We start from the raw sequence: 23,362 nt of genomic DNA, 5'->3' as shown, positions 1-23,362 counted from the left end.
CCGCGAGACCAAAGGACATCCGAGAGGATCACCTTTAAAACTCATTTTGGCCCCACGGACCTAGCATGAACACCGGGCACCCACGCGACGTCGACCCGTCGATTACGGGCCAGCCGCACCAGGTTACGGGCCACAGTTCCCGACCTGATGGGCATATTTCGAGGACGCTTGGTAACCGGGTGGACATGCCAGCGGCGGTACGAGTTCTCGTACCGCCGCAACCCTTTTCCGGGGGTTCTTCGCCCCCCGGGTCTCCCGGGTTCTAAGCCGCCCCGCGCTGCAGCGCCTCGCACACCGCCGTCGACTCGCGCGCGCCCAGTTCGACAGCCTTGCCGCAGTGGCTGATCCAGGCGGCCATGCCCTCCGGAGTGCCGGAGACATAGCCGTCGAGGGCGGCCAGATAGGCGGCGCGGCCGAGTTCCGCGTGCCCGACCTCCGCCGGGCAGACCGACTTGGGGTCGAGGCCGCTGCCGATCAGGACGATCCGCTCGGCCGCGCGCGCGACGAGGCCGTTGTGGAAGCCGAAGGGCCGCAGGGCGAGCAGCTCGCCGTGGACGACGGCGGCCGTCACGAGAGCGGGGGCCGAACCACCCTTGATGATCAGCTCGGAGAGGCCGTCGAGTCGGCCCGCCACCTCGCCGGCGCCCGGCAGAGGCAGCTCGACGAGGGGTTCGTCGACGGGCTCCCCGTCCTGTCGGGGCCGCCCCACGCGCGCGTCGTCACGACCGGCCGCCACCAGGTGCAGCCGGGCCAGCACCCGCAGCGGCGACTGCCGCCAGATGGACAGCAACTGGCCCGCCTCGGCAGTCAGCCGCAACGCGGCACCCATGGCGCGGGCCTCGTCGTCGCCCTCGCCACTGAAGTCCGTTCGACGGCGCACCTCTTCGAGGGCCCAGTCGGCGCCGGACAGCGCCGCCGAGCCGCGCGCGCCACGCAGGGCAGCCTCGGAGGTGACCGCGTTGCTGCGGCGCCGCATGACGCGGTGGCCGTAGACCCGGTCCACGGCCTTGCGCACGGACTCCACGGACTCGGCCACACCGGGAAGCTCTCCCAGGGCCGCGAGCGGATCGGCGGCCGCACCTGTCGTACTCATGAGTGCGACCCTACGCGCACAGGTGGCCGACCCCTCGAAGGAGTGGTCTTCCACCGCCGCATGAACACCGCAGACACTTGCCCCACTACCGTTAGTGAACATGAAAATTGCTTTCGTCGGGAAGGGCGGGAGTGGCAAGACCACGCTGTCCTCCCTGTTCATCCGCCACCTCGCCGCCTCCGGGGCACCGGTCGTCGCCGTCGACGCCGACATCAACCAGCACTTGGGCGCCGCCCTCGGCCTCGACGAGTCGGAGGCCGCCGAACTGCCCGCGATGGGCGACCGGCTGGCGCTGATCAAGAACCATCTGCGCGGCTCCAACCCTCGGATCACCTCCGCCGAGACGATGATCAAGACCAGCCCGCCCGGCGACGGTTCGCGCCTGGTGCGGGTCTGTGAGCCCAACGCGATCTACGACGCCTGCGCCCGTCCGGTGGAACTCGACGGCGGAGCCGTCCGTTTGATGGTCACCGGCCCCTTCACCGACGCCGACCTGGGGGTCGCCTGCTACCACTCGAAGACGGGAGCGGTGGAGCTGTTCCTGAACCACCTGGTGGACGGCCGCGACGAGTACGTGGTGGTCGACATGACGGCCGGTTCGGACTCCTTCGCGTCCGGCATGTTCACCCGCTTCGACATGACGTTCCTCGTCGCCGAGCCGACCCGGAGGGGAGTCTCCGTCTACCGCCAGTACAAGGAGTACGCCGCCGACTACGGCGTCGCCCTGAAGGTCGTCGGCAACAAGGTGCACGGTCAGGACGACCTCGACTTCCTCCACGCCGAAGTCGGGGACGACCTGCTGGTCACCATCGGGCACTCGGACTGGGTGCGCGCTCTGGAGAAGGGGCGCCCGCCCCGTTTCGGGCGCTTGGAGGAGGCCAACCGCCAATCGCTGCGCACCCTTCACGAGGCCGCCGACGCCACCTACGAGCTGCGGGACTGGGAGCGCTACACCCGGCAGATGGCGCACTTCCACCTGAAGAACGCGACCAGTTGGGGCAACGAGAGGACCGGGGCCGACCTGGCCTCGCAGATCGACCCCGAGTTCGTGCTCACCGAGGGAGTCGCGGCCACGGTCTGAACCCCGTGGCCGCCCCGGCTCCGTTCACTCCTGTGGCCGGGACCCGGCACGGCTCCCCTTCGAGTCTGCCCCGGCCCCGCTCTTCTTCGGCTTGGCCGCCGGAGCCCCGGGAACTCCCTTCGGGGCCGGTGCCGGTCCGGCGGACAGGAAGTTCTTCCAGCCCTTCGTCGGGGGCTGACCCACCCCCAGGGTGCGCAGCCTGTCCAGGACCACCGGGTCCTGGGCGTCGAGCCAGTCGGCGAGCTGTCGGAAGGAGACGCAGCGCACCTCCGCCTTCCCGCAGACCGCCTCGATGGTCTCCTCGACGGCACGCATGTAGACGCCGCCGTTCCAGGACTCGAAGTGGTTGCCGATGATCAGGGGCGCACGGTTGCCGTCGTAGGCGCGCTCGAAGCCCGCGAGAAGGCCGTCGCGGAACTGCTCGCCCCAGTGCTCCCGCTTGGCGGCCGACCCCGCCCGGGCCCCGGACTGGTTGACGTAGAAGTTGTAGTCCATGGTCAGCGTCTCGAAGTCCCGCCCGGGGACGGGGACGAGCTGCATCGACAGGTCCCACAGCCCGTCCTTCTTCTCGGGCCAGACCTGGTCCTTGACTCCGCTGGTGTCGTAGCGGAAGCCGAGTTCGCGGGCGGCGCGCATGAAGTTCGTCTGGCCCTCCAGGCAGGGTGTGCGGGCGCCGATCAGCTCCTTGTCGTAGTCGAAGGGCAGCGGCTCGGTCTTCTCCGTGCCGGTGTTGGTCCTCCAGGCCTTCACGAAGGACTTCGCCTGGGCGATCTCGCTCTTCCACTCCTCGACCGACCATTCGCCGACCCCGCCGCCGGGACCGCAGAAGTGGCCGTTGAAGTGCGTGCCGATCTCGTTGCCCTCCAGCCACGCGCCGCGCAGCTGTTCCACGGTGTCCCTGATTCCGCGGACGTCGTTGAAGCCGATGTCCGACCGGCCCGGCGAGTGCTGGGGCGGGCGGTACAGGTCGCGTTTCTCTTCCGGCAGCATGTACACGCCGCTCAGGAAGTACGTCATGGTCGCGTCGTTGGCCCGTGCCACCTTGCGGAAGTGCGAGAAGAGCCGCTGGCTGTCCTCCCCCGCGCCGTCCCAGGAGAACACCACGAACTGTGGCGGCTTCTGGCCGGGCTTCAGCCGTTCGGGCCTGGGCAGGTGCGGCTGCACCCCGGTGTACGCGGTGGAGCCGTCGCCGATCAGCCGGACCGCGGCCTTCGGCGGCGCAGGCACGCCCTCCTTCGTGGCCGCTGCGCCCTGTCGGCCCTCCTTCTCCGCTTTCTTCGCGCCAGGTGAACCGACTGTTCCTGTCGGCTCACCGATCCCGCATCCGGCCAGCGCCGCGGCGCAGGTCGCGGCGAGCGTGACGCCGACGGCGATCCTCTGGGTGACGGCCATGTCCGCCCACCTTCTTCCTTCGCTCAGGGGCAGAGCGGCCAAGGTCACACAGAGTCCCGATCATGATTAATACGACAAGCCGATGAAAAGCTGCATTCATCCTCACGAGTGATCTAATGACCTATTTGCGGCTAATGTTCTTGCACATCCTTTACCCTGCATTACGATTCGTTTACTGAGCGTTGAGAAATCCCGCCGCTGAACGCCGTGCCCCACGGCCGCGACCCACGCGACCGCGCAGCCCCGGAGGAGACGGGAGAACATGTCCGCCTGCGTCCCCACCCACGCCACCGGCCCGGACTCGAACCGGACGGAGCGTGATCACCGACCGCACAGCCCCCCGGAGGGACCGCGCCGCCGGTTCCGTGTCTCGGCCGCCGATCTGTCGGCCTCCATCGCGGTCTTCCTGATCGCCCTCCCTCTGTCCCTGGGCATCGCCCTCGCCACCGACGCCCCGCTCCAGGCCGGCCTCGTCGCCGCCGCCGTCGGCGGCCTCGTCGCCGGGCGCCTGGGCGGCTCCCCTCTCCAGGTCAGCGGCCCGGCGGCCGGTCTCACCGTCGTCACCGCCGACCTCATCCACCAGTACGGCTGGCGCACCACCTGCGCCATCACCGTCTTCGCCGGCCTCTCCCAACTGGGCCTGGCCCACCTGCGCGTGGCCCGCTCGGCACTCGCCGTCAGCCCCGCGATCGTGCACGGCATGCTCGCCGGCATCGGCGTCACCATCGCCGTCGCCCAGCTCCACATCGTCCTCGGCGGCACCCCGCAGAGCTCGGTCAGCGCCAACATCGGCGCTCTCCCCGCCCAGTTGGCGCGCCTGCACCCCGCCGCGGTCTCCGTGAGCGCCCTCACCCTCGTCCTGCTGCTCGCCTGGCCCCGGCTCCCCGGCCGCGTCGGCCGGCGGCTGCGCACCGTCCCGGCCGCCCTCGTCGCCGTCGCGGGCGCCACGGCGACGGCCGCGCTCGCCGCCCTGAGTCTGCCCAAGGTCGATCTGCCCTCATGGCGGAGCCACGCCCTGGCCGGAGTGCCCGACGGGCCGACACTCGGCCTTGTCGCGGCCGTCCTCACCACCACGCTGGTGTGCAGCGTGCAGTCGCTGCTGGGCGCCGTCGCCATGGACAAGCTGGCCGCGGGGCGGACCGACGTACGGCGCTCGGACCTCGACCGCGAGCTGAGCGGCCAAGGCGCGGCCAATGTCGTCTCCGGCATCCTCGGCGGCCTGCCCATCGCCGGCGTCGCCGTCCGCAGCACGGCCAATGTGCGAGCCGGCGCCACCAGCCGGAACTCCACGATGCTGCACGGCGTTTGGGTAGTAGCGGCCGCGCTGCTCCTGGTCCCCTGCCTGGAGCTGATCCCCCTCGCCTCGCTCGCCGCCCTGGTGATGGCCGTCGGGGTCCAGATGGTGTCCCTGCACCACATCCGCACGGTCACCCGACACCGGGAAGTGCTGGTCTACACCGTCACCACCTTCGGCGTCGTCGTCCTCGGCGTCCTGGAAGGTGTCGCGCTCGGCATCGCCGTGGCCGTCGGCGTCGCCCTGCACCGCCTCACCCGCACCCGCATCACCCACGAGGAGAGGGAGGGAGTCCATCACGTCCACGTAAGAGGACAGTTGACGTTCCTCGCCGTGCCCCGCCTCAGCCGCGCCCTGCATCAGGTCCCGCAGAAAGCCGCCGCCGTCGTGGAGCTGGACGGGTCGTTCATGGACCACGCGGCATACGAGTCGCTGCAGGACTGGCAGCACGCGCACCAGGCGCACGGCGGCTCCGTGGAGATCACCGGGCGGGCCGGCACCCGTATCGCGGAACCCGCCAGCACCTCGGCCGCCGGCTGCCGCTGCCGGCCCTGGACTCCGTGGCGCAACCACCAGTGCGAGGCCCCGGCCACCCCGACGCGAGGCACCCCGCAGGAGGAGGCGGCCGAAGGACCGAACGGACATCAGCTGGCGCGCGGCATCAGCGCGTTCCAGCGCAACACCGCTCCCCTGGTCCGCGGTGAGCTGGCCCGGCTGGCCCGCGAGGGGCAGCAGCCCTCGCAGCTCTTCCTGACCTGCGCCGACTCCAGGCTCGTCACGTCGATGATCACCTCCAGTGGCCCCGGCGACCTCTTCGTCGTCCGCAATGTCGGCAACCTCGTGCCGCTGCCCGGCGAGGAGAGCGGCGACGACTCGGTGGCGGCGGCGATCGAGTACGCGGTGGACGTGCTGAACGTACGGTCCATCACGGTCTGCGGGCACTCCGGCTGCGGTGCGATGCAGGCCCTGCTCAAGACCGACCCGCACGGCGCCCAGACCCCCCTCAAGCGCTGGCTGCGGCACGGCCGGCCCAGCCTGGACCGCGCGACCGACAAGAACCGCCCCTGGGCCCGCCTGGCCGGCCGTGAGCCGGCCGACGCCATCGAACAGCTCTGCCTGACCAACGTCATCCAACAGCTGGAACATCTGAGAGCCCACGACTCCGTCGCCCGCGCCCTGCGCGAGGGCGCACTCGAACTGCACGGGATGTATTTCCACGTGGGTGAGGCACAGGCGTATCTGCTCACCGAGGAGGCCCCGGACAGCGGAGTCTTCGACCAGGTCGCCGGAACGGCCGGGACGGCCGACCCGACCGGGACGGTCCTGCACGACACGCGCGCGTGAACCGTTTTCCTTCGCGGTCCGTGGGAACGGGTGGCGCCTTGGCGGTGAGGCGCCCGCCCACAGGTCTAAACCAATCCGGAGAAGGCCCTTGTCATCGAGGGTCCGGGTCTGATGAGCTGTGGCCTGGGACACAACGGTCGCCCCGGCAAAGCACCGCAAGGGAGATGTCGTGAGCAACGAAAGCCTGGCCAACCTCTTGAAGGAGGAGCGACGCTTCGCGCCGCCCGCTGACCTGGCTGAGAACGCCAACGTCACGGCTGAGGCGTACGAGCAGGCCAGGGCTGACAGGCTCGGCTTCTGGGCCGCTCAGGCCCGACGGCTCACCTGGGCCAAGGAGCCGACCGAGACGCTGAACTGGTCCAACCCACCGTTCGCCAAGTGGTTCGATGACGGCGAGCTCAACGTCGCGTACAACTGCGTCGACCGGCACGTCGAGGCCGGGAACGGCGACCGGGTCGCCATCCACTTCGAGGGCGAGCCCGGAGACAGCCGGACCGTCACCTACGCCGAGCTCAAGGACGAGGTGAGCAAGGCGGCGAACGCCCTGCTGGAGCTGGGGGTACAGGCGGGCGACAGGGTCGCGGTCTACATGCCGATGATCCCGGAGACGGCGGTGGCGATGCTCGCCTGCGCCCGGATCGGCGCCGCGCACTCCGTCGTGTTCGGCGGTTTCTCCGCGGACGCGCTCGCGACCCGCATCCAGGACGCCGACGCCAAGGTGGTCATCACCTCCGACGGCGGCTACCGGCGCGGCAAGCCGTCCGCGCTCAAGCCCGCCGTGGACGACGCGGCCGACCGCGCCGGCAATGTCGAGCACGTCCTCGTCGTCCGCCGCACCGGCCAGGAGGTCGCCTGGAACGACTCCCGTGACGTGTGGTGGCACGAGATCGTCGACCGGCAGAGCGCCGAACACACCCCGCAGCCGTTCGGGGCCGAGCACCCGCTGTTCATCCTGTACACGTCCGGCACGACGGGTAAGCCCAAGGGCATCCTGCACACCTCCGGCGGCTATCTCACCCAGACGTCGTACACCCACCACGCCGTCTTCGACCTCAAGCCGGAGACGGACGTGTACTGGTGCACGGCCGACGTCGGCTGGGTGACCGGCCACTCGTACATCGTGTACGGGCCGCTGGCGAACGGTGCGACGCAGGTCATGTACGAGGGCACGCCGGACACACCGCACCAGGGGCGGTTCTGGGAGATCGTGCAGAAGTACGGGGTGACGATCCTCTACACCGCGCCGACGGCCATCCGTACGTTCATGAAGTGGGGCGACGACATCCCCGCGAAGTTCGACCTGTCCTCGCTCCGCGTCCTCGGATCCGTCGGTGAGCCCATCAACCCCGAGGCGTGGATGTGGTACCGCAAGCACATCGGTGCCGACGCGACGCCGATCGTGGACACCTGGTGGCAGACCGAGACCGGCGCGATGATGATCTCGCCGCTGCCGGGCGTGACGGCGACCAAGCCGGGGTCGGCGCAGACGCCGCTGCCGGGCATCTCCGCCACGGTGGTGGACGACGAGGCTCGGGAAGTCCCCGACGGCGGTGGCGGCTACCTGGTCCTCACCGAGCCGTGGCCGTCGATGCTGCGCACCATCTGGGGCGACGACCAGCGGTTCCTCGACACGTACTGGTCACGGTTCGAGGGCAAGTACTTCGCCGGTGACGGGGCGAAGAGGGACGACGACGGGGACATCTGGCTCCTCGGGCGCGTCGACGACGTGATGCTCGTGTCGGGCCACAACATCTCCACCACCGAGGTGGAGTCCGCACTCGTCTCGCACCCGTCGGTGGCCGAGGCGGCCGTGGTCGGCGCGGCCGACGAGACCACCGGTCAGGCGATCGTGGCGTTCGTGATCCTGCGCGGCACGGCGAACGCCGAGGACGAGGGTCTCGTCGCCGACCTCCGCAACCACGTCGGCACCACCCTCGGCCCGATCGCCAAACCGAAGCGGATCCTGCCGGTGCAGGAACTGCCGAAAACCCGCTCCGGGAAGATCATGCGGCGCCTGCTGCGGGACGTCGCGGAGAACCGGCAGCTCGGTGACGTCACGACGCTGACCGACTCCACGGTGATGGACCTGATCCAGGCCAAGCTCCCGGCGGCGCCGAGCGAGGACTGACGACGCAGGTACGGCCACAAAGGGCCCCCGGCGGCAAGCACGCCGGGGGCCCTTTGGCTAAAGTGACAAAAGGTGCGCCGGGAAGTCTGGTCGGCAAGTGCTCCGTGCTGCCCACCGACCGGAGGTCCCACCGTGGCCGCGTCCCGCCCCACCCCCACCCCCACCCGCAAGGTTCTCGGCCGGCTCTCCCTGCCCGAGCGGACCTTCGTGGCGGACGCGCTGCGCACGGAGACCGTCGGCGGTGTGCTGCTGCTCCTGGCCGCCGTCACCGCGCTGGCCTGGGTCAACATCCCGGTACTGCACGACAGTTACGAGAGTGTCAGCCACTTCCGGTTCGGCCCCGCGGCGCTCGGCCTCGATCTGTCCGTGGCGCACTGGGCGGCCGACGGACTCCTCGCGGTCTTCTTCTTCGTCGCCGGCATCGAACTCAAGCGCGAACTGGTCGCCGGTGACCTGAAGGATCCCAGGACGGCCGCGCTGCCCGTGGTCGCCGCGCTGTGCGGCATGGCCGTACCGGCGCTCGTGTATGTGCTCACCAACCTCACCGGCGGCGGCTCCCTGGCCGGGTGGGCGGTACCCACGGCGACCGACATCGCCTTCGCGCTGGCCGTGCTCGCCGTCATCGGCACCTCCCTGCCGAACGCGCTGCGGGCCTTCCTGCTCACCCTCGCCGTGGTCGACGACCTGTGCGCGATCCTGATCATCGCGGTGTTCTTCACCGACGGCCTCGACTTCGCCGCGCTCGGCGGCGCGTTCGCCGGTCTCGCCGTCTTCTGGCTGCTGCTGAGAAAAGGCGTGCGCGGGTGGTACGTGTATGTTCCGCTCGCGCTCGTCATCTGGGCGCTGATGTACAACAGCGGCGTGCACGCCACCATCGCCGGTGTCGCGATGGGGCTGATGCTGCGCTGCACACGGCGCGAGGACGAGGAGCGCTCCCCCGGCGAACACATCGAGCACCTCGTGCGCCCCCTGTCCGCCGGTCTGGCGGTGCCACTGTTCGCCCTGTTCAGCGCGGGTGTAGTTGTGTCGGGCAGTGCGCTCGGGAAGGTGTTCACACAGCCGGAGACGCTCGGGGTGGTGCTCGGGCTGGTCGTCGGCAAGGCGGTCGGGATCTTCGCCGGGACCTGGCTGACCGCCCGCTTCACCCGGGCCTCCCTCTCCGAGGACCTGTCCTGGCCGGACGTCTTCGCCGTCTCCTCGCTCGCCGGCATCGGCTTCACCGTGTCGCTGCTCATCGGCGAACTGGCCTTCGAGGGCGACCGGATGCTCACCGACAGCGTCAAGGCGGCCGTCCTCACCGGTTCGCTCATCGCGGCGGTCCTGGCGACCGTCCTGCTGAAGATGAGGAACACCGAGTACCAGGCCCTGTGGGCTGCCGAGGAGCGCGATGACGACCTCGACGGCATCCCCGACATCTACGAACAGGACGACCCGGCGTACCACCTGCGCATGGCCGCGATCTACGAACGCAAGGCCGCCGAACACCGCAGGCTTGCCGAAGTGGCGGGCGGGGCAGGCGACGGCGACGACGGTCCGGCATGATCTGACAGGACCGTACAAACGCATATGAGGGAGACCCCGATGAGCGCACCCGACGGCAGCCCGGTCGGAGCCGAACGCAGCGTCGGCCAGTTGTTCGCCTCGGCGACGGCCGAGATGTCCGCGCTGGTGCACGACGAGATCGCGTTGGCCAAGGCCCAGCTGAGGCAGGACGTCAAGCGAGGCGTGATCGGCGGCGGGGCGTTCACCGCGGCCGGCACGGTGCTGATCTTCTCCCTGCCGATGCTGAGCTTCGCCCTCGCGTACGGCATCCGCACCTGGAGCGACTGGAACCTGGCAATCTGCTTCCTGCTGTCGTTCGCGGCGAACGTGGTGGTCGCCCTCGTGCTGACGCTGATCGGCGTCGTCTTCTCGAAGAAGGCCAAGAAGGGGCAGGGCCCGCAGAAGGTGGCCGCCTCCATGAAGGAGACGGCGGGCGTGCTGCAGAACGCCAAGCCGCATCCCCGGCGGCCTGCCCCGGCCGACGACACCGTCGAGGCTGTGGCACGCTCGACGTCATGACCGACCCCGCGACCACCCCGGCCGCCCCCTCGAATCAGCCCGCGTCTCCCGTACGGCTCGACGTGCCCGGCGCCAAGGAGCTGATCCACCGGGACGTGGCCGCCAACGGCGCGCGCTTCCACATCGCCGAGGTGGGTGACGGGCCGCTGGTGCTGCTGCTGCACGGCTTCCCGCAGTTCTGGTGGACCTGGCGGCACCAGCTGGTCGCCCTCGCCGACGCGGGCTTCCGGGCCGTGGCGATGGACCTGCGCGGGGTCGGCGGCAGCGACCGCACGCCCCGGGGCTACGACCCCGCGAACCTCGCCCTCGACATCACCGGAGTCGTGCGGTCCCTCGGCGAGCCCGATGCCGCCCTGGTCGGTCACGACCTGGGCGGCTATCTGGCGTGGACGGCGGCCGTGATGCGCCCCAAGCTCGTCCGGCGGCTCGCGGTGTCCTCGATGCCGCACCCGCGGCGCTGGCGCTCGGCGATGCTCTCGGACGTCAAGCAGACGTCCGCGGGCTCCTACATCTGGGGGTTCCAGCGGCCCTGGATCCCCGAGCGGCAACTCACCGCCGACGACGGTGCGCTGGTCGGCCGACTCATCCGGGACTGGTCGGGGCCCCGGCTGCCCGACGACGAGGCCGTGGAGGCGTACCGGCGGGCCATGTGCATCCCGTCGACGGCGCACTGCTCGATCGAGCCGTACCGGTGGATGGTGCGGTCCATGGCCCGCCCGGACGGCATCCAGTTCAACCGCCGGATGAAGCGCCCGGTGCGTGTACCCACCCTTCACCTGCACGGTTCACTCGACCCGGTGATGCGTACCCGTAGCGCGGCCGGGTCCGGGGAGTACGTCGAAGCGCCGTACCGTTGGCGGCTGTTCGACGGTCTGGGGCATTTCCCGCACGAGGAGGACCCGGTGGCTTTCTCGGCCGAACTCATCAACTGGCTGAAGGACCCCGAGCCCGACCGGTGAGTCCGGCCAGGTCGCCCGCCGTCCGGACTTGAACACCTGTTCCAAGAGCCGTTACTTGCCCGGCGCATAGGCCAATTGGGGGGCGTGGGGGCGGTTATGGACCTTGGGGCGGGGGCACACGTCGGGGTATGGGCTGGACGCACGACTACAGTGACGCAGCACGCAACCGCCGCTCGGCCACGGGCCTGAGCTCCCACCAGAGGGGCGCCCCGCAACTGCAGGGCACGGATCCCCGGCTGGGCATTCCGCGCATCCTGCGCCGCCGGGCCCGCTGGGTCTCGGCCCGGCTGCGCCATCCTCGTCCCTGACCCGTACGGGGCGACCCGCACAGGACCTCAGGACACCGGCCCCACCCAGCCTCAGAGTGCGCAGCTGTCGCTGTCCACCTGCTGGTTGGCCGTACGGCCCTTGGTGATGTCCTCCTCGACCTCGTCCGCGGTGAGTGCGTAACCCGTGTCCGGGTCGTCGAGGGACTTCGCGAAGACCACGCCGTAGACCTTGCCGTCGGGCGTGAGCAGGGGGCCGCCGGAGTTGCCCTGTCGGACGGTCGCGTAGAGCGAGTAGACGTCGCGGTGGACGGTGCCGCGCTTGTAGATGTCGGCGCCGTTGGCCGTGATGCGACCACGCACGCGCGCGGGGCGGATGTCGTACGCGCCGTTCTCCGGGAAGCCCGCCACGATAGCGTCGTCGCTGCTCGCGGCGTCCTTGGTGGTGAACTCCAGCACGGGCGCCTTCAGGCTCGGCACGTCGAGTACGGCGATGTCGCGCTCCCAGTCGTAGAGGACGACCTTGGCGTCGTACTTGCGGCCCTCGCCGCCGATCTGGACGGTGGGTTCGTCGACTCCGCCGACCACGTGCGCGTTGGTCATCACCCGGCGCTCGCCGAAGACGAAGCCGGTGCCTTCGAGGACCTTGCCGCAACTCTGGGCGGTGCCCATGACCTTGACGATGGATCGCTTGGCACGCTGGGCGACCGGGCTGTTCGCGAGCGCCGGGTCGGGGGGCTGGACCTCGGTGATCGGCTCGTTCGAGAACGGGCTGAAGACCTGTGGGAAGCCGTTCTGTGTGAGGACCGAGGAGAAGTCCGCGAACCAGGTGTCCGCCTGGTGGGGCAGGGCACCTGCCACGCCCTGGAGCACCTTTGAGTTGCGAACCTCCTTGCCGAGCGTCGGCAGCGTCGTCCCGGCGAGTGCGGAACCGATCAGCCAGGCGACCAGGAGCATCGCCACGACGTTGACGAGAGCACCGCCGGTGGCGTCCAGGGCGCGGGCCGGGGACCAGGTGATGTAGCGGCGCAGCTTGTTGCCGAGGTGGGTGGTCAGGGCTTGGCCCACGGAGGCGCAGACGATGACGATGACCACCGCGACGACGGCGGCGGCCGTGCTGACCTCGGAGTTCTCGGTCATCCAGTCCCAGATGACGGGCAGGACGTAGACCGCGACGAGGCCGCCGCCGAGGAAGCCGATCACCGAGAGGATGCCGACGACGAAGCCCTGTCGGTAGCCGACGATCGCGAACCAGACGGCGGCGACCAGCAACAGGATGTCCAGCACGTTCACCGCTTCAAGCCTCGCCTCGTCGCTTCGCGATCACTACAGGCCGCCCGGGGAGCCGGCCCGCCGCGCGGCGACAGGGGGCCGCAACAAGCCCCAGTAGACGCAGCACGGCAGACACCCTGTCATGAGCGCCAGTCGAGCGGGACCTGCTTCTCACGGTCCCAGGGCCGCTCCCAGCCCGCGTAGTGCAGCAGTCGGTCGATCACTCCGGCCGTGAACCCCCACACGAGGGCCGATTCGACCAGAAATGCCGGGCCCGCGTAGCCGCGGGGGTGAACGGCGGTGGCTCTGTTGGCCGGATCCGTGAGATCCGCCACGGGGACGGTGAAGACGCGGGCCGTCTCGTTCGGATCGACGACCCGGACCGGGGTGGGCTGCCGCCACCAGCCCAGGACGGGCGTCACGACGAAGCCGCTGACCGGGATGTACAGCGTGGGCAGCACGCCGAAGAGCTGGACTCCGGCGGGGTCGAGGCCGGTCTCCTCCTCGGCCTCGCGCAGGGCGGCGCGCAGCGGGCCGTCGGTCTGCGGGTCGCCGTCCTCGGGGTCGAGGGCGCCGCCCGGGAACGACGGCTGGCCCGCGTGCGATCTGAGGGAGCCGGCGCGCTCCATGAGCAGCAGCTCGGGCCCGCTCGCACCCTCGCCGAACAGGATCAGGACCGCCGACTGCCGTCCCGAGCCGTTCTCCGGCGGCAGGAAGCGGCTCAGCTGCAGCGGCTCGACCGTCTCGGCGGCGTGCACGACCGGGTCCAGCCAGGTGGGCAGGCCCGCCTTGTCCAGGACCGGCCGCCCGGCCGTCGGGCGACGCCCGCTGTCGGTGTCCGTGCCGCCGTCCGTCCGGCTCGCGTGTGTCATAGCCACCCCCGTCGTTCTTCCGGTCCCAACGCCCGCGGGACCACTGTTCGTTCCACTCGGGGCTCGCGTCCCTCTTGTGGGTGGCGGGTACTGCGACAAAGAGGGTGCGCGCCTGACTGCTCCGTGGGGCCCGTCATCCGGCGGCTCCCAGGGGCGGGGCCGGGATGCCGCCCGCGTCCAGGTAGGACTGCGGCGGCTTGAGGCGCTGGCCGGGGAAGCCGCCCTTCTCGTACTTCAGGAGCTTCTGGGCCTTCTCCGGGTCCGTTTCGCCCTCGCCGAACGCCGGACAGAGCGGGGCGATGGGGCAGGCGCCGCAGGCCGGTTTCCGGGCGTGACAGATACGGCGGCCGTGGAAGATCACGTGGTGCGACAGCATCGTCCACTCGCTCTTCGGGAAGAGCGCGCCGATGGCCGCCTCGATCTTGTCCGGGTCGGTCGCCTCGGTCCATCGCCAGCGTCGTACGAGCCGCTGGAAGTGCGTGTCGACGGTGATGCCGGGGCGGCCGAAGGCGTTGCCCAGCACGACGAAGGCGGTCTTGCGGCCTACGCCGGGCAGTTTGACGAGGTCTTCGAGGCGGCCGGGGACCTCACCACCGTGATTCTCCACGAGGGCCTTCGACAGCCCTATGACCGACTTCGTCTTGGCCCGGAAGAACCCGCAGGGCCGCAGGATCTCCTCGACCTCCTCCGGGTTGGCCGCGGCCAGCTCCTCCGGGGTGGGGTACTTCGCGAAGAGCGCCGGTGTCGTCTGGTTGACCCGCAGGTCGGTCGTCTGCGCGGACAGGACCGTGGCGACGATCAGTTGGAAGGAGTTCTCGAAGTCCAGTTCCGGGTGCGCGTAGGGGTACACCTCGGCGAGTTCGCGGTTGATGCGACGGGCACGGCGGACCAGGGCGGTCTGCGACTCGGGCTTCGAGACCGCCTTCTTCGCCACCGTCTTCCGGGCGATGGCGGGCCTGCTCGCCGGGGCGGCCTTCTTCGCCGGGGCCGTGGTCTTCTGGGCGGAGTTCTCCGCCGTTGATGGATCGGACACCTTCGTCGCCTTTGCCGTTTTGTTCGCTCCCGTGGGGCCCTGTTCGCCCACAGCGGAATCGCGACGTACAACCACCCGCCCAGCCCCCTTGGCCTGTGCTCTCACCGGCGATTTGGACACCCGGCCAGCCTAAAGCCCGGCACCGACATCCGCCCCGGGCCCTGAAGATCGGCCCCCAATTGGACCCCTGACGCTTACCCCGGGACATGTGTGCGGCATCCTTGTGACAGATCACACTGTTTGGTCCGTCCGGCAAGATGGGGAACACGGTCCCCTGGTAGTACCTGGTAGTACGGGGAGCAAGATCCCCTGAGCAGGTCGACAAGGAGAGAACTCGTGGACGACGTTCTGCGGCGCGCCCCGCTCTTCGCGGCGCTCGATGACGAGCAGGCCGCGGAGCTCCGCGCCTCCATGAGTGAGGTGACCCTCGCGCGCGGTGACGCTCTCTTTCACGAGGGCGACCCGGGTGACCGCCTCTATGTGGTCACCGAAGGCAAGGTCAAGCTTCACCGCGCGTCGCCCGACGGCCGCGAGAACATGCTGGCCGTGCTCGGCCCCGGTGAGCTGATCGGCGAGCTGTCGCTGTTCGACCCGGGTCCGCGGACGGCGACCGCCACGGCGCTGACCGAGGTCAAGCTGCTCGGCCTCGGCCACGGCGACCTCCAGCCGTGGCTCAACGCGCGGCCCGAGGTGGCCGCGGCGCTGCTGCGAGCTGTCGCACGTCGTCTGCGCAAGACCAACGACCAGATGTCCGACCTCGTGTTCTCGGACGTACCCGGGCGGGTCGCTCGCGCGCTGCTGGACCTCTCCCGGCGGTTCGGTGTGCAGTCGGAGGAGGGCATCCATGTGGTGCACGACCTCACGCAGGAGGAGCTGGCACAGCTCGTGGGTGCGTCCCGGGAGACCGTGAACAAGGCGCTGGCGGACTTCGCGCAGCGGGGGTGGCTGCGGTTGGAGGCTCGCGCGGTGATCCTGCTGGACGTGGAGCGGCTGGCCAAGCGGTCTCGCTGACGCGGGCTCGGTCGCACTCCGGCGCGGCCTGAGGGTCGTACTCCGGCGCGGGCTCGGTCATACGGCGGTGCGGCCTGCGGGACGTAACGCCGACGCGGTCTGCGGGTCTGCGCGGGTCGTACACCGGTGGGGCTGGATCGCCGGGCCGGGCCGTACGGCCGTTCGTACGTCGATGGGGTTCGTCTCGTTCGCGGGGCGGGCCCCATTTGGTTTCGCCCCGCCGCCCCTGCCCGTTCCCGTTCCCGTCCCCGTCCCCGTCCCCGTCCCCAGAGAATGCCGCCCCTTCGGCCCTGCCTCACTGGGCTCGGCCCCGGACCCCGCCGGAGGTGCGCCACCTCCCTGGCCCCCGCCGGATTTCTTGGCCGCTCAGCTCTCCTGGCGCCCCGCCCCGTAAATGACCTGCGTAAACGACCTGCGCAATGACCTGCCCCCGTACGTCCCACGGCGCACAGTGACCGTGGGGCCGGAATGGGGCGTGCACGAGGGCTGGACAGTCGCGGATACATCGAGCGGGAGGGGGCGCTCGGGCGGGTGCCCAGGGTGTTTCGGCCGGTGGTGGCGGCTCGGGACCGGGTTGTGGACGTGTTCGGGGGCGGCTGCACAGTGCGTACCTCTATGGGTCGATTCCCCGGGGCACGGCACGTCCGGGGCGCAGTGACCTCGATCTGTTGCCGGCTTTGCGCGAGGAGCCCGTGGAGGCGGACCGGGCGGGGGCTCGGGTGCTGGACGAGGGATGGGACACCGAGTTTCCGCAGATCGACGGGCCGGAACGCTGCTGGTCAGCCGGGCGCAGGTACTCAGCGACCTGAAGCGGTACGACCTGGGCTGGTTCGTGGCCTGTCTGTGCACTCCCCTGCCGGGCGAGGACCTGGCGCAGGACGTGTCTCGCCATCGGCCAGGCTCCCTCCTCGCCCGCGAGACCAACGGCGACCTCGCGCCGGAGCTGCCGCGCCGGCGTGAGCGGGTCGCGCGGGCCACGACCGAAGACGCCCGGCGGGTGCTCGTCCGCGGTTGCTCCCGGCAGCTCGTCCGCACCGGGTTCACCCTCGTCATGCCCCGCTGGAACGGCTGGACAGCGATCTGCACGAGATGGCGGAGGCGTTCGGCGAGTACTACCCGGAGCGCGGTGCCCGGATGCGCGCGGCGGTGGTTGACGGGGACGAGCCGGGTGCCCGGGCCGACGTTCTGCGGGCGCATCTGGACGACCTCGGGCCCTGGCCGGCCGATGAGTACGCGCGCGTGCACGGCGCCAGTGAGTACGCGCGCGTGCACGGCGCCAGAGCGCCCCCGCCCAGGAGATCAGCGAAGGGCCGAGGGGGCTGATCCTCGGGTCATGGGGCTCCGAGCGCGCCCCGGGAGGGCCCCTGGAGGCGCCTGGGAGGCGCCGCTGAGGCCCGGGAGGCCTCCGAGGCCCAGGGAGACCCCTCGGTCGCGCGTGGCCCCGGAGGCAGCCGCTCAGGCTCGGGATCAGATGAGGCCGTGGTCGGTCAGGTACTCCATTTGCGCCCGTACCGAGAGTTCCGCGGCCGGCCACAGGGAGCGGTCGACATCCGCGTAGACCCGGGCCACGACCTCGCCGGGGGTGCGGTGGCCGTTCTCGACGGCCGTCTCGACCTGGGCGAGTCGGTGGGCGCGGTGGACGAGGTAGAACTCGACGGCGCCCTGGGCGTCCTCCAGGACGGGGCCGTGGCCGGGGAGGACGGTGTGGACGCCGTCGTCGACCGTGAGGGACCTGAGGCGGCGGAGGGAGTCGAGATAGTCGCCGAGACGGCCGTCGGGGTGGGCCACGACCGTCGTACCGCGCCCCAGCACGGTGTCGCCCGTCAGGACGGCCCGGTCGGCCGGGAGATGGAAGCAGAGCGAGTCTGCGGTGTGGCCGGGGGTGGGAACGACGCGGAGTTCGAGGCCGCCGACCGAGACGACGTCGCCCGCGCAGAGCCCTTCGTCGCCGAGCCGCAGCGCCGGGTCGAGGGCCCTTACGTTCGTCCTGGTCAGCTCGGCGAAGCGGGCGGCGCCCTCCGCGTGGTCCGGGTGCCCGTGCGTGAGCAGGGTCAGCGCGACCCGCTTGCCCGCCGACTCCGCCGTGTCGACGACGTTGCGCAGGTGGACGTCGTCCAGCGGCCCCGGGTCGACCACGACCGCCAGCTCGGAGTCGGGTTCGGACACGATCCAGGTGTTGGTCCCGTCCAGCGTCATCACGGACGCGTTCGGCGCGAGCACGTTTACCGCGCGCGCGGTGGCGGGCCCGGACAGGACCCCGCCCCGGGGCTGGCCGGGAAGGGCTGCTGCGTCGGTCATGCGGGGGCGCCTTCCAGCTGGGTGGGCGGGGTGTCACGGTGTGGGAGGGTGGCCGGCGCGGCGTTTCGACGCCCGTGGGGCGGGGTGCGGGGCGCCCGGAGGAACAGGGCCTCGCCGCCAGGCCGTCCCGGGAGGGCCGACGTACCCGTCACGTGGAGTCTCCGGCGGCCGACACGCGCTTGGTGAACTCGGCGTGGCCGGGCCAGGAGAGAACCACTTCGCCGTCCTCCAGGCGGGCCTCGGCGAGTACGGGGGTCAGGTCGCGGGCGGGTGCGGCGGCGAGCGCGGCGGCGGCCGTGTCGTACCGCGCGAGCCGGCGCAGCGTCGCGATGGTGGGCGGCATCATCAGCAGTTCGCCCTTGTCGTAGCCGTCCGCCGCGTCCCGGGGGCGGATCCACACCGTGCGGTCGGCCTCCGTGGAGGCGTTGCGGGTGCGCTGGCCCTGCGGGAGGGCCGCCACGAAGAACCAGGTGTCGTAGCGGCGGGACTCGAACTCGGGGGTGATCCAGCGGGCCCAGGCGCCCAGCAGATCGGACCGCAGGACCAACCCTCTGCGCTCCAGGAACTCCGCGAAGGACAGCTCCCGGGCGGCCACCGCCGCGCGGTCCGCCTCCCAGTCGTCCCCTGTGGTGTCGCCGACCACGGTGTCGGAGCCGGGCCCGGCGAGCAGCACGCCCGCCTCCTCGTACGTCTCCCGTACGGCCGCGCAGATGATCGCCTGGGCGTCGGTCTCGTCGACGCCGAGCCTGGACGCCCACCACGCGCGCGTGGGGCCCGCCCAGCGGATCTGGTGGTCGTCGTCGCGGGGATCCACACCGCCGCCGGGATACGCGTACGCGCCTCCGGCGAAGGCCATGGAGGCGCGTCTGCGCAGCATGTGCACGACCGGGGTGTCGGCCGTGTCCTTGAGCAGCATGACGGTGGCGGCCCGCCTGGGGGTCACCGGTGTCAGCGTGCCGGCCGCGAGTGCGCGGATGCGGTCCGGCCACTCGGCTGGGTACCACTGCCCGTTTGCCATGGGCGGAGGCTAACTCGTCACGGGCTGATGTTCGAGTGAGCCTCCGCGCTCTTGGCGACCGCTACGCGCTGGTGAGCTCCACCTGGAGCTCCACCTCGACCGGCGCGTCCAGCGGCAGTACCGCAACGCCGACCGCGCTGCGCGCGTGGACGCCCTTGTCGCCGAAGACGGCGCCCAGGAGTTCGCTCGCGCCGTTCAGCACCGCGGGCTGGCCCGTGAAGTCGGAGGCCGAGGCCACGAAGCCGACGACCTTCACCACGCGCGCGACACGGTCCAGGTCGCCCGCCACGGACTTCACGGCGGCCAGCGCGTTCAGCGCGCAGGTACGAGCGAGTTCCTTGGCCTCCTCGGGGGTGACCTCGGCGCCGACCTTGCCGGTGACGGGCAGCTTGCCCTCCACCATGGGGAGCTGCCCGGCGGTGTACACGTACATGCCGGACTGCACGGCCGGCTGGTACGCGGCGAGCGGCGGCACGACCTCGGGCAGCCTCAGCCCGAGTTCCGCGAGTCTGGCCTCGACGGCGCTCACGGCTTGGGCCGCTTCAGGTAGGCCACCAGCTGCTCGGGGTTGTTCGGCCCGGGTACGACCTGGACGAGCTCCCAGCCGTCCTCGCCCCAGGTGTCCAGAATCTGCTTCGTGGCGTGGACGAGCAGCGGCACGGTTGAGTATTCCCACTTGGTCATGTGGCCGACTTTATCCGCTGCCCGGCCCCTGTCCGGCACGGGTTCCGTCTCGGCCCGGCGCGGGTTCCGTCTCGGTCCGGCGCGGGGTTCCGTCTCGGCCCGGTGCGGGGTTCCGTCTCGGCCCGGTGCGGGGTTCCGCCGCCGTTCCGGCGGGCAGGAGGGCCTGGACGGGCCGGGGCCGACAGGCGGGGAGAGCACAAGTTGTCCACAGCCTCCCGCGTAGTCCGCGCGCGGACTGGTTAGGCTCGAATACGTGAGCAGGCTCCAGGTCGTCAGCGGCAAGGGCGGGACCGGAAAGACCACGGTCGCCGCCGCACTCGCGCTCGCCCTCGCGACCGAGGGGAAGCGCACCCTCCTGGTCGAGGTCGAGGGCAGACAGGGCATCGCGCAGCTCTTCGAGGCAGAGGCACTGCCGTACGAGGAGCGGAAGATCGCGGTGGCACCCGGGGGCGGGGAGGTGTACGCGCTGGCCATCGACCCCGAACTGGCCCTGTTGGACTACCTCCAGATGTTCTACAAGCTGGGCAGCGCGGGTCGGGCCCTGAAGAAACTCGGCGCCATCGACTTCGCGACCACCGTCGCGCCCGGCCTGAGGGACGTGCTGCTGACCGGCAAGGCCTGCGAGGCGGTGCGCCGCAAGGAGAAGAGCGGGCGGTTCTCCTACGACTACGTGGTGATGGACGCGCCGCCCACCGGGCGCATCACCCGCTTCCTGAACGTCAACGACGAGGTGGCGGGCCTCGCCAAGATCGGCCCGATACACAATCAGGCCCAGGCCGTCATGCGGGTCCTGAAGTCCCCCGAGACGGCCGTGCATCTGGTGACGCTGCTGGAGGAGATGCCCGTCCAGGAGACGGCGGACGGCATCGCCGAGCTGCGGGCCGCGAAGCTGCCGGTGGGGCGGATCATCGTCAACATGGTGCGGCCCGAGTTGCTGGACGCCGACGAGCTGGAGTTCGCGCGCGCGGTGCCGCGCACGGCCGTCGCCAAGTCCCTGTCCACGGCGGGTCTGGGCGGCGCGCGGCGTGGCGGCACCGCCGAGCGCATGGTGGAGCCGCTGCTCGCGCAGGCGGAGGAGTACGCCGAGCGGTACACCCTGGAGCACGAACAGCGGGGCGTACTGGGCGAGCTGGGCCTGCCCCTGCACGAACTGCCTTTGCTCGCCGAAGGAATGGATCTGGCGGGCCTGTACGAACTGGCCACGGAACTGCGTCAGCAAGGGATCTCATGACTCCGGACCCGGCCGCCACGCACGATGCGGCCCACTCCCCCGAGGGACACCGCGTGATCGGCTCGACCCGCCCTCTTGCGATCGACCCCCTGCTGGACGACCCGCAGACGCGCATCGTGGTGTGCTGCGGCGCCGGCGGGGTGGGCAAGACGACCACGGCGGCGGCCCTCGGGGTACGGGCCGCCGAGCGCGGCCGCAAGGTGGTCGTGCTCACGATCGACCCGGCCCGGCGGCTCGCCCAGTCCATGGGCATCGACTCGCTGGACAACACCCCGCGGCGGGTGAAGGGCATCGACGGGGACGGCCAACTGCACGCGATGATGCTCGACATGAAGCGCACCTTCGACGAGATCGTCGAGGCGCACGCGGACCCGGACCGGGCCTCCGCCATCCTGAGCAACCCCTTCTACCAGTCGCTCTCGGCGGGCTTCGCGGGCACGCAGGAGTACATGGCGATGGAGAAGCTGGGCCAGTTGCGGGCCCGCGACGAGTGGGACCTGATCATCGTCGACACGCCGCCCTCCCGCTCGGCGCTGGACTTCCTGGACGCCCCGAAGCGGCTCGGCTCGTTCCTCGACGGCAAGCTGATCCGCGTCCTGCTGGCGCCGGCGAAGGTCGGCGGGCGGGCCGGCATGAAGTTCCTGAACGTCGGCATGTCGATGATGACGGGCGCCCTGGGCAAGCTTCTCGGCGGTCAACTGCTCAAGGACGTGCAGACGTTCGTGGCCGCCATGGACTCCATGTTCGGCGGCTTCCGTACGCGCGCGGACGCCACGTACAAGCTGCTCCAGGCGCCCGGCACGGCCTTCCTCGTGGTGGCCGCGCCGGAGCGGGACGCGCTGCGCGAGGCGGCGTACTTCGTGGAGCGGCTGGCGGCCGAGGACATGCCGCTGGCCGGGCTGGTACTCAACCGCGTCCATGGCAGCGGCGCGGCCCAGCTGTCCGCCGAGCGCGCGCTCGCCGCCGCGGAAAATCTTGACGAGCCCCGCATTGTGGATCAGATGGACGGGAAAGCAGTTCGTAACTCTCCCGACACGTACGGCAGTTCAGGCAGTCCAGAATCTCCCGCACCGACCGGCACCCCGGAGGGCTCCCCCGCCCCGGACCAGCAGAACCAGACCGTCGCCGATCAGGCCGTTGCCGATCAGGCCGTTGCCGATCAGGCCGTCTCCCCGGACCTGACCGTGGAACAGCTCACGGCGGGACTGCTCAGGTTGCACGCCGAGCGGATGCGACTGCTCTCCCGCGAGCAGCGCACGCGTGACCGCTTCACCGCGCTGCATCCCGAGGTGGCCGTGGCCGAAGTGGCCGCGCTGCCCGGTGATGTCCACGACCTGGTGGGTCTGCGGAACATCGGCGACCGGCTCGCGGCCATAAGGCCGGAACTTCCCACCTCCGACGACTGATACCACTGTCGGACGACTGGTCTTCGCTGCTGTCGGACAGCTGATGTTCACCACTGTCGGACGGCCGATCTTCCGACGGCTGCCCTAGGACCCTACGAACGGGCCCGGGACCGTACGACCGGGGCCGAGGACCGAACCATGCCCCGACTGCGGATCCACGTCTCGGGGCACCCGAGAGCCGGCACACCTGCCCGACGCGCCGACACCTCAAGGGCGCCCTCGACCGACGTGGCCCGGAAGGGGCCTCGCCCTCAGCTCACCGCCGCGTAGTTCTCGTAGATCTCGTCATCGTCGAGCGGCAGAATGCCCGCGCCACGCTCGTACTCCGTGCGCGCGGTCTCCAGCAGCCTGCGCCAAGACGTGACGGTCGGACGCCTGCGCAGCAGTGCGCGGCGCTCGCGCTCCGTCATTCCTCCCCACACGCCGAACTCGACGCGGTTGTCCAACGCGTCCGCCAGGCACTCCGTGCGCACCGGGCATCCGGTGCACACTGCCTTGGCCCTGTTCTGCGCTGCTCCTTGAACGAACAGTTCATCCGGATCGGTAGTGCGGCAGCCAGCCTGCGCACTCCAGTCGGTTACCCAGCCCATACCGGCGCCGTCCTCTCCCGAATCGAGGCTCCCCCACGGCGGCAGCGGCATATTCACCGCCGCCAGTTGAGGACGTTACGGAAGGTGGGCACAGCGCAACACCCCCTTCGGGCCCAATCTTGAATGGCCCGAACGGACTATGCGTAAGCGGCAGATCACCCGCGGGAGTGACCTGAGGACATACATGACTATCCCGACAGAACGGGACAGTTGACATGCGTCACAACGGACACCGAATGACACACGAGGTGTATTCGGACACGGCACCGGAAAAAAATCGGAAGAACGTCAGAACGATTCGGGCTCGCTGGACGTACTTGATACAAGGG

General features: G+C 70.6%; 20 protein-coding genes and 1 pseudogene. 11 read left to right on the top strand and 10 right to left on the bottom strand.

Features of this window, described 5'->3' with window-relative positions:
- Positions 1–262 precede the first annotated feature (262 nt).
- Positions 263–1,093, bottom strand: a complete 831-nt coding sequence (locus OG858_RS25925) for a Fic family protein (RefSeq protein WP_086753871.1) — start codon at positions 1,091–1,093, stop codon at positions 263–265.
- A 100-nt stretch (positions 1,094–1,193) separates the two neighbouring features.
- Here OG858_RS25925 and OG858_RS25920 point away from each other — a divergent pair, with 100 nt between their 5' ends.
- On the top strand, positions 1,194–2,174 hold the full coding sequence (locus OG858_RS25920; RefSeq protein WP_328544387.1) for an ATP-binding protein: 981 nt from the start codon (positions 1,194–1,196) through the stop codon (positions 2,172–2,174).
- 24 nt (positions 2,175–2,198) lie between these two features.
- Here the strand turns inward: OG858_RS25920 and OG858_RS25915 are convergent, their stop codons facing one another.
- Positions 2,199–3,566 (bottom strand): polysaccharide deacetylase family protein, encoded by a 1,368-nt coding sequence (locus OG858_RS25915; RefSeq protein WP_328544388.1) that lies wholly within the window; start codon positions 3,564–3,566, stop codon positions 2,199–2,201.
- Positions 3,567–3,828: 262 nt separating this feature from the next.
- Between OG858_RS25915 and OG858_RS25910 the strand changes: the two genes are divergently transcribed.
- The 6 genes from OG858_RS25910 (at position 3,829) to OG858_RS25885 (ending at position 11,660) form a co-directional block, all read left to right on the top strand.
- The gene (locus OG858_RS25910; RefSeq protein WP_319065530.1) at positions 3,829–6,204 is read left to right on the top strand and encodes a SulP family inorganic anion transporter; all 2,376 of its coding nucleotides are present in this window, start codon (positions 3,829–3,831) and stop codon (positions 6,202–6,204) included.
- A 169-nt stretch (positions 6,205–6,373) separates the two neighbouring features.
- Positions 6,374–8,332: an acetate--CoA ligase gene (gene acs, locus OG858_RS25905; RefSeq protein WP_327744610.1), complete on the top strand. Its 1,959-nt coding sequence runs from the start codon at positions 6,374–6,376 to the stop codon at positions 8,330–8,332.
- A 132-nt stretch (positions 8,333–8,464) separates the two neighbouring features.
- A complete protein-coding gene (gene nhaA / locus OG858_RS25900) occupies positions 8,465–9,874 on the top strand; it encodes a Na+/H+ antiporter NhaA (RefSeq protein ID WP_327748549.1) in 1,410 nt (469 codons plus the stop codon).
- Between the two features lie 39 nt (positions 9,875–9,913).
- A complete protein-coding gene (locus OG858_RS25895; RefSeq protein WP_086753613.1) occupies positions 9,914–10,393 on the top strand; it encodes a phage holin family protein in 480 nt (159 codons plus the stop codon).
- The gene (locus tag OG858_RS25890; RefSeq protein ID WP_319065533.1) at positions 10,390–11,352 is read left to right on the top strand and encodes an alpha/beta fold hydrolase; all 963 of its coding nucleotides are present in this window, start codon (positions 10,390–10,392) and stop codon (positions 11,350–11,352) included. Before OG858_RS25895 ends, OG858_RS25890 begins: the two co-directional genes overlap by 4 nt.
- A gap of 128 nt (positions 11,353–11,480) precedes the next feature.
- Positions 11,481–11,660 carry a hypothetical protein gene (locus tag OG858_RS25885; RefSeq protein WP_037702570.1) on the top strand — a complete coding sequence of 60 codons (180 nt, stop codon included), beginning with the start codon at positions 11,481–11,483 and terminating at the stop codon, positions 11,658–11,660.
- A 51-nt stretch (positions 11,661–11,711) separates the two neighbouring features.
- Here OG858_RS25885 and OG858_RS25880 read toward each other — a convergent pair whose 3' ends face one another.
- From OG858_RS25880 to nth, 3 genes are all read right to left on the bottom strand, one after another.
- Positions 11,712–12,911: a MarP family serine protease gene (locus tag OG858_RS25880; RefSeq protein WP_319065534.1), complete on the bottom strand. Its 1,200-nt coding sequence runs from the start codon at positions 12,909–12,911 to the stop codon at positions 11,712–11,714.
- 119 nt (positions 12,912–13,030) lie between these two features.
- Positions 13,031–13,762 (bottom strand): NUDIX hydrolase, encoded by a 732-nt coding sequence (locus OG858_RS25875; protein ID WP_319065535.1) that lies wholly within the window; start codon positions 13,760–13,762, stop codon positions 13,031–13,033.
- A gap of 133 nt (positions 13,763–13,895) precedes the next feature.
- A complete protein-coding gene (gene nth / locus OG858_RS25870) occupies positions 13,896–14,795 on the bottom strand; it encodes an endonuclease III (protein WP_319065536.1) in 900 nt (299 codons plus the stop codon).
- Between the two features lie 336 nt (positions 14,796–15,131).
- On the opposite strand from nth, the gene OG858_RS25865 reads away from it, so the two are divergent.
- Positions 15,132–15,806 (top strand): Crp/Fnr family transcriptional regulator, encoded by a 675-nt coding sequence (locus OG858_RS25865; RefSeq protein WP_005476003.1) that lies wholly within the window; start codon positions 15,132–15,134, stop codon positions 15,804–15,806.
- A 468-nt stretch (positions 15,807–16,274) separates the two neighbouring features.
- Positions 16,275–17,129, top strand: a pseudogene (locus tag OG858_RS25860) (nucleotidyltransferase).
- A 144-nt stretch (positions 17,130–17,273) separates the two neighbouring features.
- On the opposite strand, the gene OG858_RS25855 reads toward OG858_RS25860, so the two are convergent.
- From OG858_RS25855 to OG858_RS25840, 4 genes are all read right to left on the bottom strand, one after another.
- A complete protein-coding gene (locus OG858_RS25855; RefSeq protein ID WP_086749216.1) occupies positions 17,274–18,104 on the bottom strand; it encodes an MBL fold metallo-hydrolase in 831 nt (276 codons plus the stop codon).
- Between the two features lie 148 nt (positions 18,105–18,252).
- Positions 18,253–19,122, bottom strand: coding sequence for an NUDIX hydrolase (locus OG858_RS25850; protein ID WP_086749215.1), 870 nt, complete (start codon positions 19,120–19,122; stop codon positions 18,253–18,255).
- A gap of 61 nt (positions 19,123–19,183) precedes the next feature.
- Positions 19,184–19,651 (bottom strand): RidA family protein, encoded by a 468-nt coding sequence (locus tag OG858_RS25845; RefSeq protein ID WP_086749214.1) that lies wholly within the window; start codon positions 19,649–19,651, stop codon positions 19,184–19,186.
- Positions 19,648–19,806 (bottom strand): DUF4177 domain-containing protein, encoded by a 159-nt coding sequence (locus tag OG858_RS25840; protein WP_005476015.1) that lies wholly within the window; start codon positions 19,804–19,806, stop codon positions 19,648–19,650. Before OG858_RS25840 ends, OG858_RS25845 begins: the two co-directional genes overlap by 4 nt.
- Positions 19,807–20,059: 253 nt before the next feature.
- Here OG858_RS25840 and OG858_RS25835 point away from each other — a divergent pair, with 253 nt between their 5' ends.
- Together OG858_RS25835 and OG858_RS25830 are read left to right on the top strand one after the other, a co-directional pair.
- Positions 20,060–21,037, top strand: coding sequence for an ArsA family ATPase (locus OG858_RS25835; RefSeq protein ID WP_086749213.1), 978 nt, complete (start codon positions 20,060–20,062; stop codon positions 21,035–21,037).
- Positions 21,034–22,443 (top strand): ArsA family ATPase, encoded by a 1,410-nt coding sequence (locus OG858_RS25830; protein WP_328544389.1) that lies wholly within the window; start codon positions 21,034–21,036, stop codon positions 22,441–22,443. Before OG858_RS25835 ends, OG858_RS25830 begins: the two co-directional genes overlap by 4 nt.
- Before the next feature lie 251 nt (positions 22,444–22,694).
- On the opposite strand, the gene wblA is transcribed toward OG858_RS25830, so the two are convergent.
- Entirely contained in the window at positions 22,695–23,033 is a 339-nt protein-coding gene (gene wblA, locus OG858_RS25825) for a transcriptional regulator WblA (protein ID WP_037702588.1), read from the bottom strand.
- Between the last annotated feature and the right edge of the window lie 329 nt (positions 23,034–23,362).

Origin of the sequence: Streptomyces europaeiscabiei, assembly GCF_036346855.1 — a bacterium.
GTDB classification, from domain to species: Bacteria; Actinomycetota; Actinomycetes; order Streptomycetales; family Streptomycetaceae; genus Streptomyces; species Streptomyces europaeiscabiei.
Note: the sequence above shows the minus strand (reverse complement) of the source record. Positions and strands in the feature narration are given on the sequence as shown.